The sequence below is a fragment of the Vibrio sp. 10N.261.51.C6 genome, from assembly GCF_041471785.1.
GTDB classification, from domain to species: Bacteria; Pseudomonadota; Gammaproteobacteria; order Enterobacterales; family Vibrionaceae; genus Vibrio; species Vibrio crassostreae_C.
In genome coordinates this window covers 1-13,706 of the sequence record NZ_JBFRPB010000020.1, presented here as the reverse complement: position 1 = coordinate 13,706, position 13,706 = coordinate 1, and the positions used below count along the sequence as shown (strand labels likewise).

At 38.9% G+C, this 13,706-nt stretch carries 13 protein-coding genes; 5 read left to right on the top strand and 8 right to left on the bottom strand.

Translation table 11 applies throughout. The features are described 5' to 3' along the window. Positions 1-109 precede the first annotated feature (109 nt). Positions 110-1,273, top strand: a complete 1,164-nt coding sequence (locus AB4375_RS05615) for a nucleotide sugar dehydrogenase (protein WP_017071086.1) — start codon at positions 110-112, stop codon at positions 1,271-1,273. Between the two features lie 108 nt (positions 1,274-1,381). Then, positions 1,382-2,020, top strand: a complete 639-nt coding sequence (locus tag AB4375_RS05610) for a TetR/AcrR family transcriptional regulator (RefSeq protein WP_017063104.1) — start codon at positions 1,382-1,384, stop codon at positions 2,018-2,020. A 62-nt stretch (positions 2,021-2,082) separates the two neighbouring features. On the opposite strand, the gene AB4375_RS05605 is transcribed toward AB4375_RS05610, so the two are convergent. The 5 genes from AB4375_RS05605 to AB4375_RS05585 all read right to left on the bottom strand — a co-directional run bounded on the left by AB4375_RS05605 (position 2,083) and on the right by AB4375_RS05585 (position 6,432). Next, complete coding sequence (locus AB4375_RS05605) at positions 2,083-3,234, bottom strand: murein hydrolase activator EnvC (RefSeq protein ID WP_372051200.1); 1,152 nt, start codon at positions 3,232-3,234, stop codon at positions 2,083-2,085. Positions 3,235-3,318: 84 nt separating this feature from the next. Continuing rightward, positions 3,319-4,140, bottom strand: a complete 822-nt coding sequence (cysE, locus tag AB4375_RS05600; protein ID WP_009847961.1) for a serine O-acetyltransferase — start codon at positions 4,138-4,140, stop codon at positions 3,319-3,321. A gap of 47 nt (positions 4,141-4,187) precedes the next feature. Continuing rightward, entirely contained in the window at positions 4,188-5,252 is a 1,065-nt protein-coding gene (gpsA, locus tag AB4375_RS05595) for an NAD(P)H-dependent glycerol-3-phosphate dehydrogenase (RefSeq protein WP_017069260.1), read from the bottom strand. Positions 5,253-5,430: 178 nt separating this feature from the next. Further along, a complete protein-coding gene (gene secB / locus AB4375_RS05590; protein ID WP_009847959.1) occupies positions 5,431-5,898 on the bottom strand; it encodes a protein-export chaperone SecB in 468 nt (155 codons plus the stop codon). Positions 5,899-5,997: 99 nt separating this feature from the next. Beyond that, positions 5,998-6,432, bottom strand: a complete 435-nt coding sequence (locus tag AB4375_RS05585; RefSeq protein WP_010433842.1) for a rhodanese-like domain-containing protein — start codon at positions 6,430-6,432, stop codon at positions 5,998-6,000. Between the two features lie 489 nt (positions 6,433-6,921). Between AB4375_RS05585 and AB4375_RS05580 the strand changes: the two genes are divergently transcribed. Beyond that, on the top strand, positions 6,922-7,317 hold the full coding sequence (locus tag AB4375_RS05580; RefSeq protein WP_017070570.1) for an adenylyltransferase/cytidyltransferase family protein: 396 nt from the start codon (positions 6,922-6,924) through the stop codon (positions 7,315-7,317). A gap of 121 nt (positions 7,318-7,438) precedes the next feature. Here the strand turns inward: AB4375_RS05580 and AB4375_RS05575 are convergent, their stop codons facing one another. Then, positions 7,439-9,307, bottom strand: a complete 1,869-nt coding sequence (locus AB4375_RS05575) for a polysaccharide biosynthesis protein (protein ID WP_372051173.1) — start codon at positions 9,305-9,307, stop codon at positions 7,439-7,441. 360 nt (positions 9,308-9,667) lie between these two features. On the opposite strand from AB4375_RS05575, the gene AB4375_RS05570 reads away from it, so the two are divergent. Then, positions 9,668-10,864, top strand: coding sequence for a CDP-glycerol glycerophosphotransferase family protein (locus tag AB4375_RS05570; RefSeq protein ID WP_372051172.1), 1,197 nt, complete (start codon positions 9,668-9,670; stop codon positions 10,862-10,864). A 55-nt stretch (positions 10,865-10,919) separates the two neighbouring features. Here the strand turns inward: AB4375_RS05570 and AB4375_RS05565 are convergent, their stop codons facing one another. After that, positions 10,920-11,990, bottom strand: coding sequence for a glycosyltransferase (locus AB4375_RS05565; RefSeq protein WP_065584531.1), 1,071 nt, complete (start codon positions 11,988-11,990; stop codon positions 10,920-10,922). Between the two features lie 62 nt (positions 11,991-12,052). Here AB4375_RS05565 and AB4375_RS05560 point away from each other — a divergent pair, with 62 nt between their 5' ends. Beyond that, complete coding sequence (locus AB4375_RS05560) at positions 12,053-13,279, top strand: CDP-glycerol glycerophosphotransferase family protein (protein ID WP_372051171.1); 1,227 nt, start codon at positions 12,053-12,055, stop codon at positions 13,277-13,279. Between the two features lie 188 nt (positions 13,280-13,467). On the opposite strand, the gene AB4375_RS05555 is transcribed toward AB4375_RS05560, so the two are convergent. Beyond that, positions 13,468-13,706: hypothetical protein (locus tag AB4375_RS05555; RefSeq protein WP_372051170.1), on the bottom strand; the 239-nt coding region annotated here is incomplete at its 5' end.

Here is a 13,706-nt window from a genome sequence, read left to right as displayed (position 1 = left end):
AAGGAATGGATAAAGCGGGCTAGTGGAATAATTCCCCAACCAGAGTATGATACGGCAAGCTAAGTTATAAATTATGTTGAGTTAATTACTCAAAACTATAGGTATTATCATGAAGATTGCAGTAGCCGGTACAGGGTATGTGGGTCTATCAAACGCTATGCTTTTGGCACAACATCATGAAGTCATTGCGGTAGATATCATCGATGAAAAAGTGGCAATGCTAAACAATAAGCAGTCACCGATTGTAGACAATGAGATTGAGCACTTTCTATCAAATAAGACGCTGAACTTCATGGCAACAACGGATAAAGCCGCTTACAAAAATGCTGAATTTGTCATCATTGCTACACCTACCGATTATGACCCTAAAAACAATTATTTTGATACCAGCTCTGTAGAATCTGTCATCAAAGACGTCATGGAGATCAATCCTGATGCGGTGATGGTTATTAAATCAACGGTGCCGGTTGGCTATACCGAGCGTATTAAGCAAGAGCTGAACTGCGAAAACGTCATGTTCTCACCGGAGTTTTTGCGTGAAGGCAAGGCCCTGTACGATAATCTACACCCATCACGTATTATCGTTGGTGAATGTTCTGAACGCGCTAAAGTGTTTGCGAATCTTCTTGTGGAAGGTGCGGAAAAAGAAAACATCGACGTACTGTTTACTCACTCAACGGAAGCAGAAGCAGTAAAGTTATTCTCAAATACTTATCTAGCGATGCGAGTTTCTTATTTCAATGAGCTTGATTCTTACGCGGAAGCGCATGGCTTGGATTCTCGTCAGATCATAGAAGGTGTTGGCTTAGACCCTCGTATCGGCAATCATTACAACAACCCTTCATTTGGTTACGGTGGTTACTGCTTACCAAAAGACACCAAGCAACTATTAGCAAACTATCAAGATGTACCAAACAACATTGTGGGTGCGATTGTTGATGCAAACCGTACCCGAAAAGACTTCATTGCGGATTCAATTATTAAGCGCTCGCCTAAAATTGTCGGTATTTATCGTTTGATCATGAAGGCGGGCTCTGACAATTTCCGTGCTTCTTCCATCCAAGGGATCATGAAGCGTTTAAAAGCCAAAGGCATCGAAGTCGTCGTGTTTGAACCGGTATTGAAAGAAGAGCACTTCTTTAACTCGAAAGTCTATTCTGATCTTGCTGAGTTCAAAGCGGTGTCCGATGTGATTGTTTCTAATCGAATGGTAGAAGAGATCGCAGACGTTGCAGATAAGGTGTACACACGAGATCTGTTTGGCAGTGATTGATTCGGCTCTATTTTAGCTAATGCTAATTAGACCAGATGTTAACAGCTCGATCTATCCGTTTAGTGGCGATATACTGAACCCCTAAACGGATAGGGATACTAATAACTAATGAAAACACGTGACAAGATTGTTTACGCTGCTCTAGAGCTTTTTAATGAGCACGGTGAGCGTAGTATTACGACCAATCATATTGCTGAGCATATCGAGATTAGCCCTGGTAACCTCTACTACCATTTCCGCAACAAGCAAGAAATTGTCCGTGACATCTTTACTCTCTATTCGACAGAGTTACTTGAAAGGTTCACACCGATTCAAGGCCAACAAGAAAGCCTGACGTTACTAAAGACTTACTTAGATTCTATCTTCACACTGATGTGGAAGTACCGATTCTTCTATGCGAATCTGCCTGAAATATTGTCACGTGATGAAAAACTCCACCTTGATTACATGGCCGTACAAGAAAAGCTGCAAACGAATCTTGTCGATATCATGCGAGCCTTCGTTGAGTTGAACCTGCTCAAAGCAACGGATACGGAAATGAAATCGATGGTCACTTCTCTTCACTTGATCGCATCGGGTTGGTTGGCGTATCAGTCTGCGATGTCTCCAAAAGCCCAAATTACCGAGCAAGTCGTTCATCAAGGAATGCTGCAGATGATAGCGACCGTTAAACCAATTGCGACCGCGCAAGGTTTTGAACAGCTGACATTATTAGAAGATGGTGTAAGGGCGTTGAACTCTAAATAGAAAGAGACGAGTAAGCGGTATACGGGATTCGAAGAAAGATACTCGCATCCCGTATCTGCTCTTTATCGAACTAACCAACTCTTTGGATTCTGAGCTTGGCTGTTTCTTCGAATTTCAAAATACAGTGATGGGCGCGTTTGGCCGCCAGTGTCACCAGCAAGTGCAATCGCTTCACCCGCTTTAACTTTGTCACCTTCTTTCTTTAAAAGCGCTTGGTTAAAGCCATAGAGCGTCATATCGCCTTTACCGTGGTCAAGTAGCACCACTAAGCCATAACCACGCAAGTACTCTGCAAATACTACTGTGCCTGAATAAACAGACTTTACCTGCTGGCCGTACTTGGCGTTGATTACCATGCCTTTCCAGTTTATTTGACCCGTTTGGCGTGAACCGTAGTTATGTAGAACTTTGTCTTTGATTGGCCAAGGCAGTTTACCTTTGCGTTTGGCTAACCCATCCATAGGGACGGCATTACGTCTTTCTCGAGCCGCTTTTTCTGCTTTCGCTATTTCAGCTTTTAGGCGAGTTTCATTGCGCTGAAGCTCTGCTAAGTAATTTTTGTCGCCAGAAATATTCTTCTTAATACTACCGACGGTTTTCTTACGTTGTGTTTGGGTTTTGGCTAACGTATCGCGCTTGGTGGTTTGTTGTTTTAGCAGTATTGCTATCTGTTCTTGCTCGAGTTGACGCTGTTTGTGGCTTTCTTCTAGTTCAAGTTGCGTCTGTTCAATCGTGTTGATTGTTGCGGAGCGAGCTTTGGCAAGGTGCTGGTAATAGTGACTGATGCGATCTTCTTCTACACCGGTGTTGAGGATGTGAGAAGACGCTTTAGCTCGACTTGTCATGTAGTAAGTCTGAATCAGTTGCTCTAACTTATCGGTATGGACTTTTTTCTGAGCAGTAAGCGCTTTAATCTTAGCGTCTAAGTTAGCAAGATTTGCATTGGCCGTATTGAGCTGCTTTTTACTATCGAGTATCGCTTTTTCAAGCGAAGCGATGGATAGCTCTTGTTTCTTGAGGCTTGCTTGCAGGCTATCGAGCTTTTTCTGCTGTGAGGATAGGTTTTTTTGTTGGCGAGATATTTCACTCGTTACGCCTTTCAGTTCCCCCTGAGAGGCGGCAAATGACGATGTAGATAAAAGAGCAACACAAAGGCTGGCAGATATCAAAAGAGTCCGGTTAATGGCTCGAATTTGTTTCATCATTATCGTCATTTTGCTCTTATTCATGATCAACAGCTGCTTTTAAATCTTTTCGCATCTCGGCTATCGGTTATTCGTTGAATCCCGAACCTGCTCTTAAATCCCATCACCATGGATGAAGTTCTGAGAGCGACCATTGAATCCTTGGTCCATATCTAAAGATGGTTTATCGGTTTTTGGTTTGCCTACAATTTTTGCAGGAACCCCAGCGACTGTTGTATGAGGTGGTACGGCTTGTAGAACCACAGAGCAAGAACCAATCTTCGCGCCTTCACCCACTTCAATATTGCCAAGGATTTTAGCGCCAGCACCAATCATTACGCCTTCGCGGATTTTAGGGTGACGATCGCCACCTTCTTTACCCGTACCACCTAAAGTAACGTCTTGAAGAATCGATACATCATTTTCAACGACAGCGGTTTCACCAATCACAATACCTGTCGCGTGGTCGAGCATGATCGCTTTACCGATACGAGCCGCTGGGTGAATATCCACTTGGCAAGCAACCGAAATTTGGTTCTGTAGGTAAGTAGCAAGTGCAATACGCCCTTGCTTCCATAGCCAGTTAGCCACTCGGTAACCTTGCAAAGCGTGGTAGCCTTTCAGATAAAGCAGAGGCATCGAGTACATCTCGACCGCAGGATCTCGATTTACCGTCGCACAGATATCACAAGCAGCCGCATCAATAATCGATTGATCTTGCTTGAATGCTTGTTCAACCACCTCACGCACCGCCATTGCGGGCATTGAAGCCGTCTTTAGCTTATTGGCTAGGATATAACTTAATGCAGCGCCTAAGCTTTCGTGGTTGATAATGGTGGCATGGTAAAAACTCGCAAGCATAGGTTCTTGCTCTGACTGCTGTCGAGCTTCCTTCACAATGCATTGCCAAACCTTTTGCTGTTCACAGTGTTTCATTTTTCCATCCATTTTATCTATTTCATTCCACGACTTAATAAGCGATGTTATCGCTCTGACTTCTTGTCTCGAGCAAGCAGATCTTGCGCAGCTAAGTGGGCATCTTTCCCTTGATACAACACTTGATAAATTTGTTCAACAATTGGCATCTCAACGCCCATGCGTTCTGATAGTAACCAAACTTCTTTGGTGTTGCGATACCCTTCGACCACTTGGCCGATTTCTTCTTGCGCCGTATCGACGTCCTTACCTGAGCCAAGCGCTAAACCAAAGCGACGGTTACGGGATTGGTTATCGGTACATGTCAGTACTAAATCGCCTAATCCAGCCATGCCCATAAAGGTTTCTGGTTGTGCGCCAAGTGCTGCGCCCAACCGACTCATCTCAGCTAAACCACGCGTGATCAGTGCTGTACGAGCGTTAGCACCAAAGCCAATACCATCCGACATGCCTGCGCCAATTGCGATAACATTTTTCACTGCGCCGCCAAGTTGCATACCAATGAAATCTGAGTTTGCATACACGCGGAATGTTTTGCCGCAGTGGATTTTTTCTTGGAGCTCTTCTAGGAAAACTTCATCAGGTGAAGCGACAGAGATAGCCGTTGGCATGCCCATCGCTAACTCTTTGGCGAAGGTCGGTCCTGATAGAACCGCTAACGAGTAACCATCACCCAGCACATCATGCGCGACATCTTTAAGCAGGCGGCCGGTCTCTGGCTCTAAGCCTTTGGTCGCCCAACAGATGCGAGAATCTGAAGCTAAGTAAGGTTTAACGCTGTTAAGCACAACGCCAAACACGTGGCTAGGTACAACAACGAGAAGGTCACGACTTGCTGTTACTGCTTTCTCAAGATCGGATTCGATGATTAGGCTTTCTGGAAAGTCGATATTTGGCAGGAACTCATTATTAGCGCGCTCAGATTTAAGGCGAGCCATATGAGCAGGGTCATGCCCCCAAAGAACAACGTTTGCACCGTTACGCGCTAGAGAGATAGCTAAAGAGGTTCCGTAAGAACCTGCACCAATGACAGTCATGGCGATCTCTTTGCCGTAAGCGCTGTCTTTACCGTAAGCGTCTGCCGTATTAGTCGGGCGAGTTGTTTCTGTCATGCTTCCACCTAAAAATAATGAGGGAAATCGAAGAGTTTTGAAAAAGCTATCCACTAAAATAAGAAGAGCTTTCAATCTTAGTACAGTGTAAAGAAAAAATGCACATCGCAGAAGTTACGATGTGCATTTAAAAGCGAACTAGCGCTTGAAACGTTAGAGTTAAGTTCTACTGTGAGACTTAAGCCTGTTCGCCTTCAGCTTGTTGAGCTTGGTTTTGTAGGTAGTTCATGAACAAAGCATCAAAGTTTACTGGAGCTAGGTTCAGTTGTGGGAACGTACCTTTAACCACTAGGCTAGAAATCGTTTCACGCGCGTATGGGAACAGGATGTTCGGGCAGAATGCACCTAGGCAATGTGCCAGTTGGCCAGCTTCCATTTCGCTTGCAGAGAAAATACCGCCTTGTTGAACTTCACAAAGGAACGCTGTGTCTTCTGCATTCTTAACAGTAACAGTTAGACGTAGGATAACTTCGTAAACGCCTTCGCCAAGCTCACGGCTTTGAGTGTCTAGGTCCAGTTTTACATCTGGGTTCCACTCTTTTTGAAACATATCTGGAGAGTTTGGCGCTTCGAAAGAGACGTCTTTTAGGAAAATACGTTGGATTGCGAAGTTCTGTTGTGCGTCTTGTTGTGCTGCTTCAGCCATTTTCTTGTCCTTAAAAATTTTAAATTAGACTCTGTTCATTCTATTTATCGAACAAAGCCTGAAAGTTAGTTTATCGGTCAGCTTACTTCTTGCTTTGAACTACTTCTTACCTTTAACCAAAGGTAGGTTAGCTTCGCTCCAAGCCACTAAGCCGCTTTTCAGCACGCTTACGTTTTCGAAACCTGCTTTAACCAGCAAGTTCGCGCTTTCTTGAGCGGTTTGACCCGTCTTGCATACTACGATGATTGGGTCTGCTTTGTGACTTTCAAGGCTACCAAAGTTATTTGCTTTGATATCTGACGGTAAAATGTGAACTGCGTCAGTAATATGGCCTTTCTTGAACTCATCCTTAGTACGAATATCAACCACAACACCGTTTTCACGGTTAATCATGTGTGTGGTTTGCGCTGCCGTGATCTCTTTATAAGCTGCGTTTGATGTCTTGATAACGTTCGCAATGATGGCAACAACCAAGCCGATCCATACGATGGCTAAAATCATATTCTCTTGAACAAATGGAACTAACTCTTGCATATCTTGAACTCTTATTCGTTATTGGGCGAAAAACTCTAGGTCAGGAGTATAGCGAGTTTTGGGGTTTGGTGTACATAGTTGTCAGTAGCCAACATCCATATTGCAATAGGCTTGTTGAGCACATAGACAATGAGACAGTTTCATTTTTAATTTCAGATTTGAAGTGCGTAGTCATGTTGTCATCCTAAGCAGCAAGCTTAGTCATGCTGTCCTTTAAGGAAAGTGTTTATTGTAATTAATATCGGGTTCTTGCGGTATTACTTAGCTGAAGCTTGCATTCGCTAATGTTTGAGCATGGAAAACAGTTACTATAAAATGCTCGGAGTTGTATTTTAGGAAGGATAGGGGCCCAAAGTAGCACTTGCAAAGTGGGTCTCTACAATGATTAACAGGCCTTCTCCTGTTTGGGTTGTAATCCTGATATACTTTAAGCATCTATAATAAGAAGGAAAACCTTCCCGACGGTTTTTTAAAAGATAGGAATAAAAAATGAGTAAACGTGTAATCACATTTGGTACATATGATATTTTTCATGTAGGGCATGTCAATATATTAGAACGTTGTGCATCTTTAGGTGACACATTGATAGTTGGTATATCAACTGATCAACTTAATTTTAGTAAAAAACAGAGAAACCCAATTTACACTCAAGAAGATAGAATGAAAATTGTCCAATCACTTTCGTTTGTCGATGAGGTGTTTTTTGAGCATTCATTAGAGAAAAAGCGCGAATATATTGAATTTTACCGAGCAGATATACTAGCTATGGGAGATGACTGGAAAGGTCGTTTTGATGAGTTTTCTGATATTTGTGAAGTTGTTTACTTCCCTCGAACCCCTTCGATATCGACAACTGAAATTATAGAAATAACAAAAGCAATTTAATATTAATTTGGCTAGAATTACATCTAGGGCTTTGTTTTTAAATTAAAACAAGGTAGAAACATCACATGTGAACTGGTTGATTATTGATCGTTTCTATATTTATGAATTTAAGAAAAAGCTCTTATTGTTTTGTTAATTTGTACCCTGTTGGAGCATCTAATAGTATTCTTTTTATACATTCCACATTAAAATCATGGCAACATTCATCTAGTTCGCTTAACAGAACTTGCATTTCAGGCCAGCTCAGTTTGCTCTCTTGAGCTGTCATGATTTTTTCGTGGCTGGTTCCTTCGACATTATCTCCGATCAAAAGCTCTTCATACAGCTTCTCGCCAGGTCTTAGGCCTGTAAACCTGATTTCAATATCGCCTTCATCCGAGCTTGAACCAATGTTTTCTTTCATTCCCATAAGGTGCACCATGCGTTTTGCTAGGTCTAGGATCTTAATTGGCTCTCCCATGTCCAACACGAACACTTGGCCATTATTACCCATTGCGCCAGCTTGAATGACGAGCTGCGCCGCTTCAGGAATCAACATGAAGTAGCGAATAATATCAGGGTGAGTCACCGTTACTGGACCACCGGCCTTAATTTGTTTTTTGAATAATGGAACAACAGACCCAGATGATCCTAAAACATTGCCGAACCTCACCATAGTAAAAGTAGTCTGTGTGTCTTTGTCTGCTAGAGCTTGAAGAACGAGCTCCGCCATTCTTTTACTTGCTCCCATTACATTTGTTGGCCTTACGGCTTTGTCAGTAGAAATGAGAGTGAAATTTCTAACGCCACATTCTATAGCAGCTTGCGCACAGGATAATGTCCCAAAAACATTATTTCGAATGCCCTCTACGACATTATCTTCGACAAGAGGCACGTGTTTGTAGGCCGCGGCATGATATAAAGTGTCAACGTCATAGCTTGTCATCAGCTTTTCAAGGCGATTTTGTCTTTGAACTGAGCCTAGCGCAGCAATAATTTGAGTTTCGATTTTAAGATTATGCTTAGTCGCATTTATCTCTTGTTCGATCTTATAAAGGTTATATTCATTTAACTCGAATAAGATCAGCGTTTTCGGTTTCTGAGTTATTATTTGGCGACACAGTTCAGAGCCTATTGAGCCTCCAGCACCAGTGACCATGACACTCTTGCCTATAATATTCTTAGTTAATAAATTATTGTCAGGGGTTATCGGTGTGCGTCCTAACAAGTCCGCAACATCGAGGTCTTTCACTTCGGTCGCGGTTGCTTTACCTGCAGCGATGTCCTCTACCGATGGAACTGACTGGATCGCGATAGGCCAGTTAGATAGTTTTTCAACCAACCTTAACCTTTTACCTTTATTGATATTGTTGATAGCCAATAACAGCTTGACTGGTTGATAAAGAGATTGAAGATGTTCAAATTCACTCGGGTGATGGACCTTTAACCCAAATAAAATATTGCCTCTTTTCTTTGGATCATCATCTAACAGGATTACAGGGTTGTATTCATCGCCATGAATTAAAGCGTACACAAGTTCACGACCTGTAGCTCCTGCTCCATAAATAAAAACATTTGGTTTTTTCCGCTTGATCATTTGATCATAGGCGGAACGAATCATAATCCTTGGGCCACCTAATGTCAGTATAGCTAGACCAGCATAGATAAAAGGGACACTTCTAGGCACAAAGGTATGAAGGAAGAAACCGCTCATTACTAAGGTTAGCGATGAAATAAACACGGCAAAGAATATATTACCAACAGCGGGAAACATCATATACCGTAGAACTGCTCGGTACATTCCAAGTTTGGCAAAACTAAAAATGGTAATCGTGAGAGTGAGTAGTAAGGTTACCCATTCATCTAGGCCCAACTCGAATGTGTAGGTACCCAATCTTAGAGCTATCGCTAAGTAAAGCGAGAAGGTTATTGCAAAAACATCGTAACTAATACTGATTAAGCGTTTGTTTTTCCGCTTTGTGTTGAGGATAAGTCGTATTGGCTTAATCATTAGATACCTTGATGTCTTTCTAATCTTAGTTTACAAGTAGAAGTGAAGAGGGAGTTGGTGAGCATTTTAATGTTCTTGAACGAGGTTAGCTAGTTGTAATTGTCGGTTCTTTGTTGAACAGTACAGTACCGCCCCGAATTGTATGTTTTTTGTTCGTTTCCCTCCTTTTTGTACTACTTTTATTTATATGATTTTGTTTATTAAATAGTGCAGTAGTGGAGGGAACTTCTCTCTTTGTGATGCATGAGCTCTTATCAGGAGTATTGATTGTAGTTAGGCTATGACATATGAGTATACAAGGTTGTACAGGATAGATATAATTGTTCATATTTTTATCAAATCTTAGGCTATTGTAACTAAATGTCTTTATTTTTATTGTTAATCAATTCAGTGGCTACTTTCTTTATCCTTTATATTTTTCGCCGTAAAATTATGAGTTTAATTGCCAAGAAAACATATTATTATTTTCAAAAGTTTCCAGTGGAAAATAATAGAGCTGTCTTTTCTAGCTTTTCCGGTAAATATTATAGTGATAACCCCAAATACTTATATTTGGAATGTATAAAAAACCACCCAAACATTGAGTGTATTTGGGTGGTAGATGATAATAGAATTGATATTCCTGGAAAAGCCATAAAGGTTAGAAACAAAAGTTTTAAACATTTATACTATATGGCCACATCAAAATATTGGATATTCAACGCGAGAATTCCAGCTATGTTTACGAAGCGAGAAGAGCAAGTGTATTTGCAAACATGGCATGGCACACCATTGAAAAAACTTGGTTTAGATATGGACGTTGCTTACTTTGCGACCGCTAACTACAAACATAATTTTTATAAAAATGCGCAGCGTTGGGACTACTTAGTATCGGCTAACAAATTTTCAACAAAAGTTTTTCAATCATCATTTGGTGTAGATAAAGATATAATTGTTGAATGTGGCTATCCAAGAAATGATATTCTCATAAATCATTCTGAAAGCGATGTATTAAAAGTAAAAAAATCCCTTAACATTGAAGGTGATAAAAAAGTCATTCTGTATTGCCCAACTTGGCGTGATGACCAGAAAAGAACAGATAAGCAGTACGGGTTTAACCTTAAACTTGATCTTTGTAGGTTGAAGGAGAAGTTTGGTGATAGTGCTATTATCTTGCTAAGAATGCATTATTTAATAGCGGACAACTTAGATCTTACTGGTGTAGAAGATTTTGCATATGACGTATCTAACTATCCTGATATTCAGGAGCTATATATAGTATCCGATATCATGATTACAGACTATTCCTCTACGATGTTTGATTATACTAATCTTAAAAAACCAGTGATTTTGTACACTTACGACTTAGATAAATATAAAGATGTATTACGCGGGTTTTATTTTGATATTATGAATTTAAGCCCAGGCCCAATTGTAATTGAACATCCTGAGTTAGAAGATGAAATTGAAAAAGGACTGAGTGGGAAGCTGACTTACAATGAAGATTTCTATAACGAGTTTTGTACTATTGAGAGAGGGAACGCTTCTAACAAAATTCTAAACACCATGATTAGCTGATATAAAGTTAGTTAACATAAAGCTGTAAACCCTTTTTGGTTTACAGCTTTATTTTTTATAAAATCACTTTCTTTTTAAGAAGCTTTTTAGCTATAGTGTAACTCTTCAGAGCGATGCATAACTTCAATATATTGATAACAGATACTTTTTTTCTTGATACAGCTCTATTGAATATCGTGAGCTCTTTAATTTTATTGTTTTTGATTAAATGGTATCTAATCTTATTGTTTTCATTTACACAAGAGTAAATTTTTTCATAGTTATCTTTTATGTTGTTTTTTATTAGATCAAATGCCAATATAGACTCTTGTGTAACATGATTTATTGCTGCTATGTGTCTAGGTAGCCTACTATTATAATTTAACTTTAACTCTTGTTCGTATGAAATATTTAAGCTATCAAATTTTCTACAAATATCTTCAGTCATAGTCATCTGCTTAAACCGACATTTGATATTATATTCAGATAAGCGATCTTGTGTGATAGATTTGTTGTCATTTGCTCTCACTCTATAGCTGTATACTAGGTTTGGAATGACAGAGATATTATCAGAATGGGCGTAACTCAAATATGTGAAAATAAAATCCTCACTAGACATACCTTCAGGGAATGTGAGTTTGTTTTCAATTAAAAAAGAACGTTTGAATATTTTTCCATGGATTGCAATTACCTTTCTAACTTCTGGAGACTCGGCGACATTTGTAGTTATGATTTTTTCTTTAAATAACTTCCTTAGTCTAGAATCGTCGGTTGGTTTATTGTCAACATTAAATTGTCTTTTACCTAAAACTATATCACTGTTTGTCTGTTCAGCTGTAGTTACAAGGTTAAGTAATGCATCTTCATGGATAAAGTCATCTGAATCAATAAAAGTTACATACTCACCACAAGATTGCTTGATACCATAATTACGAGCAACACTTGCCCCAGAATTTTTTTGTTTGAAAAGCTTTATTCGATTATCGTTTTCCATGTAACTCTCGACAATGGAGATAGAGTTATCTGTTGAGCCATCATCTACGATAATTAACTCATAGTTAGTAAAACTTTGTTGTAAGATGCTAGTCAAGCACTCTTGTATAAATTCTTCTGTATTATATAATGGTACGATTATTGAAAGTTTCATCATGTTCTCCTCAATGAATTATGGTACCATTATAGTGTATTTATTATCAGTAATGAATTTTTTTGGATATTGACTTAGTGATTTTAAAAATTAAATTGTGGTTGTCTAAGTTTGGTTATTTAGATCTGATAGTTAAATATTTATTAGTAAAACTATCAATGCTAAAGTTTTTTACTGCTCATTTTAATCAAAAGGTTATATTCAATAAGTACATTTTTGAATGTTTTCAAGGTAAAAGTGTATGTGACTCTCCATTTAGTATTTACGAATGTTTATTGAAAACCAACGATAATACGTTATTTGTTTGGGTCCTTGATTCTGAAAAGCACGAGTTTTTTAAAGTACTGAGCAATAATTCTAATACGAAGGTAGTTATACGTGGTACAAAAGAATACGATCGTGAATATGCTACATCAGCATTTTGGATAACAAACTGCCGCCTTCCTTTTAGATTTGTAAAAAGGAAAGGCCAAAAATATATTCAGTGCTGGCATGGGACTCCTTTGAAGCGGTTGGGTTTGGATGTAAAGGCTAGCGCTTATGCGACATCAAGTTTAAAAGGTATGTATTTTAGCTACTTAGCAGATTCTAGACGTTACGACCATTTTATTTCTCCAAGTTCTTATGCTTCTGAACGTTTCTGTTCTAGTTTTGGAATTGACTCGGATAAAATTATTGAACAGGGTTACCCACGAAATGATGCTTTGATTAATGATGTTAATAACCTTGCCAAACTGAAATATATAAAGTTGACGCTAGGTATAGAGCCTAGTAAGAAAGTGATACTTTATGCACCAACCTGGCGTGATAATCAATATTCGAAAGAGACGGCTAGCTTTTATTTTAACAATCCTCTTGAAAATGAAACATTCTTAGGTGAATTTGATGAGAGTTATGTTTTTTTATTTAGAGGCCATTATTTTTCAGACTCAATTGAAACATCAAGTCGTTTTATAGATGTTTCTAATTATAATGATGTTAATGACCTATATCTTATCGCTGATGCTCTGATAACAGATTATTCTAGTGTGTTTTTCGATTATTCAGTGCTAAATCGCCCCATCTTTTTTTTCATGTATGATCGAGAGGTCTATGAGAAAGAAGTAAGAGGTTTCTATATTGATATTGATCAAGATCTCCCTGGTCAAATTTTTTATGATAGTCATTCTTTATCAGATGCGTTAAAATCCAACGTAATAGTAAATCATAATTCTTTCAACGAGAGATTTAACCCTTTTGAAGATGGCTTCTCTACAACGCGAGTTATAGAAAAAATCATTAAAAATTAGGTGTTATGCTAGCTTTAGTGGTTAACTTCGTATTATAAGCAAGAAGCTACTTGAAAAGGGTTTTGTTACTTAATTTTGTTGATGAGGTGTTCAATGATTAACGTTGAAAAGTCCAAATTTTTGATTTTCCTCACACTTCATCTATTACTCACAACATATAGATCATTTAAACTATAAAAAATGTCTGATTAAGCTATGAAATTTTTTAATAAAATAAAAACTGCTTTAGCAAGAAACGTTGCATTTTTCTCGGTGTTACGTTCATTATATCCATTTTTTAGAAATGATGCTTTAGTTGAAGTTAATAAGTTATCTTTTTGTATATTTTTAAGTAAATATATAAATATGGTCGTGATGTTTATCCCGATTAAATTGTTATTTATTTTGTCAGGCGCTAAAAATATATCTTTTTTGCTTGATATTGAAC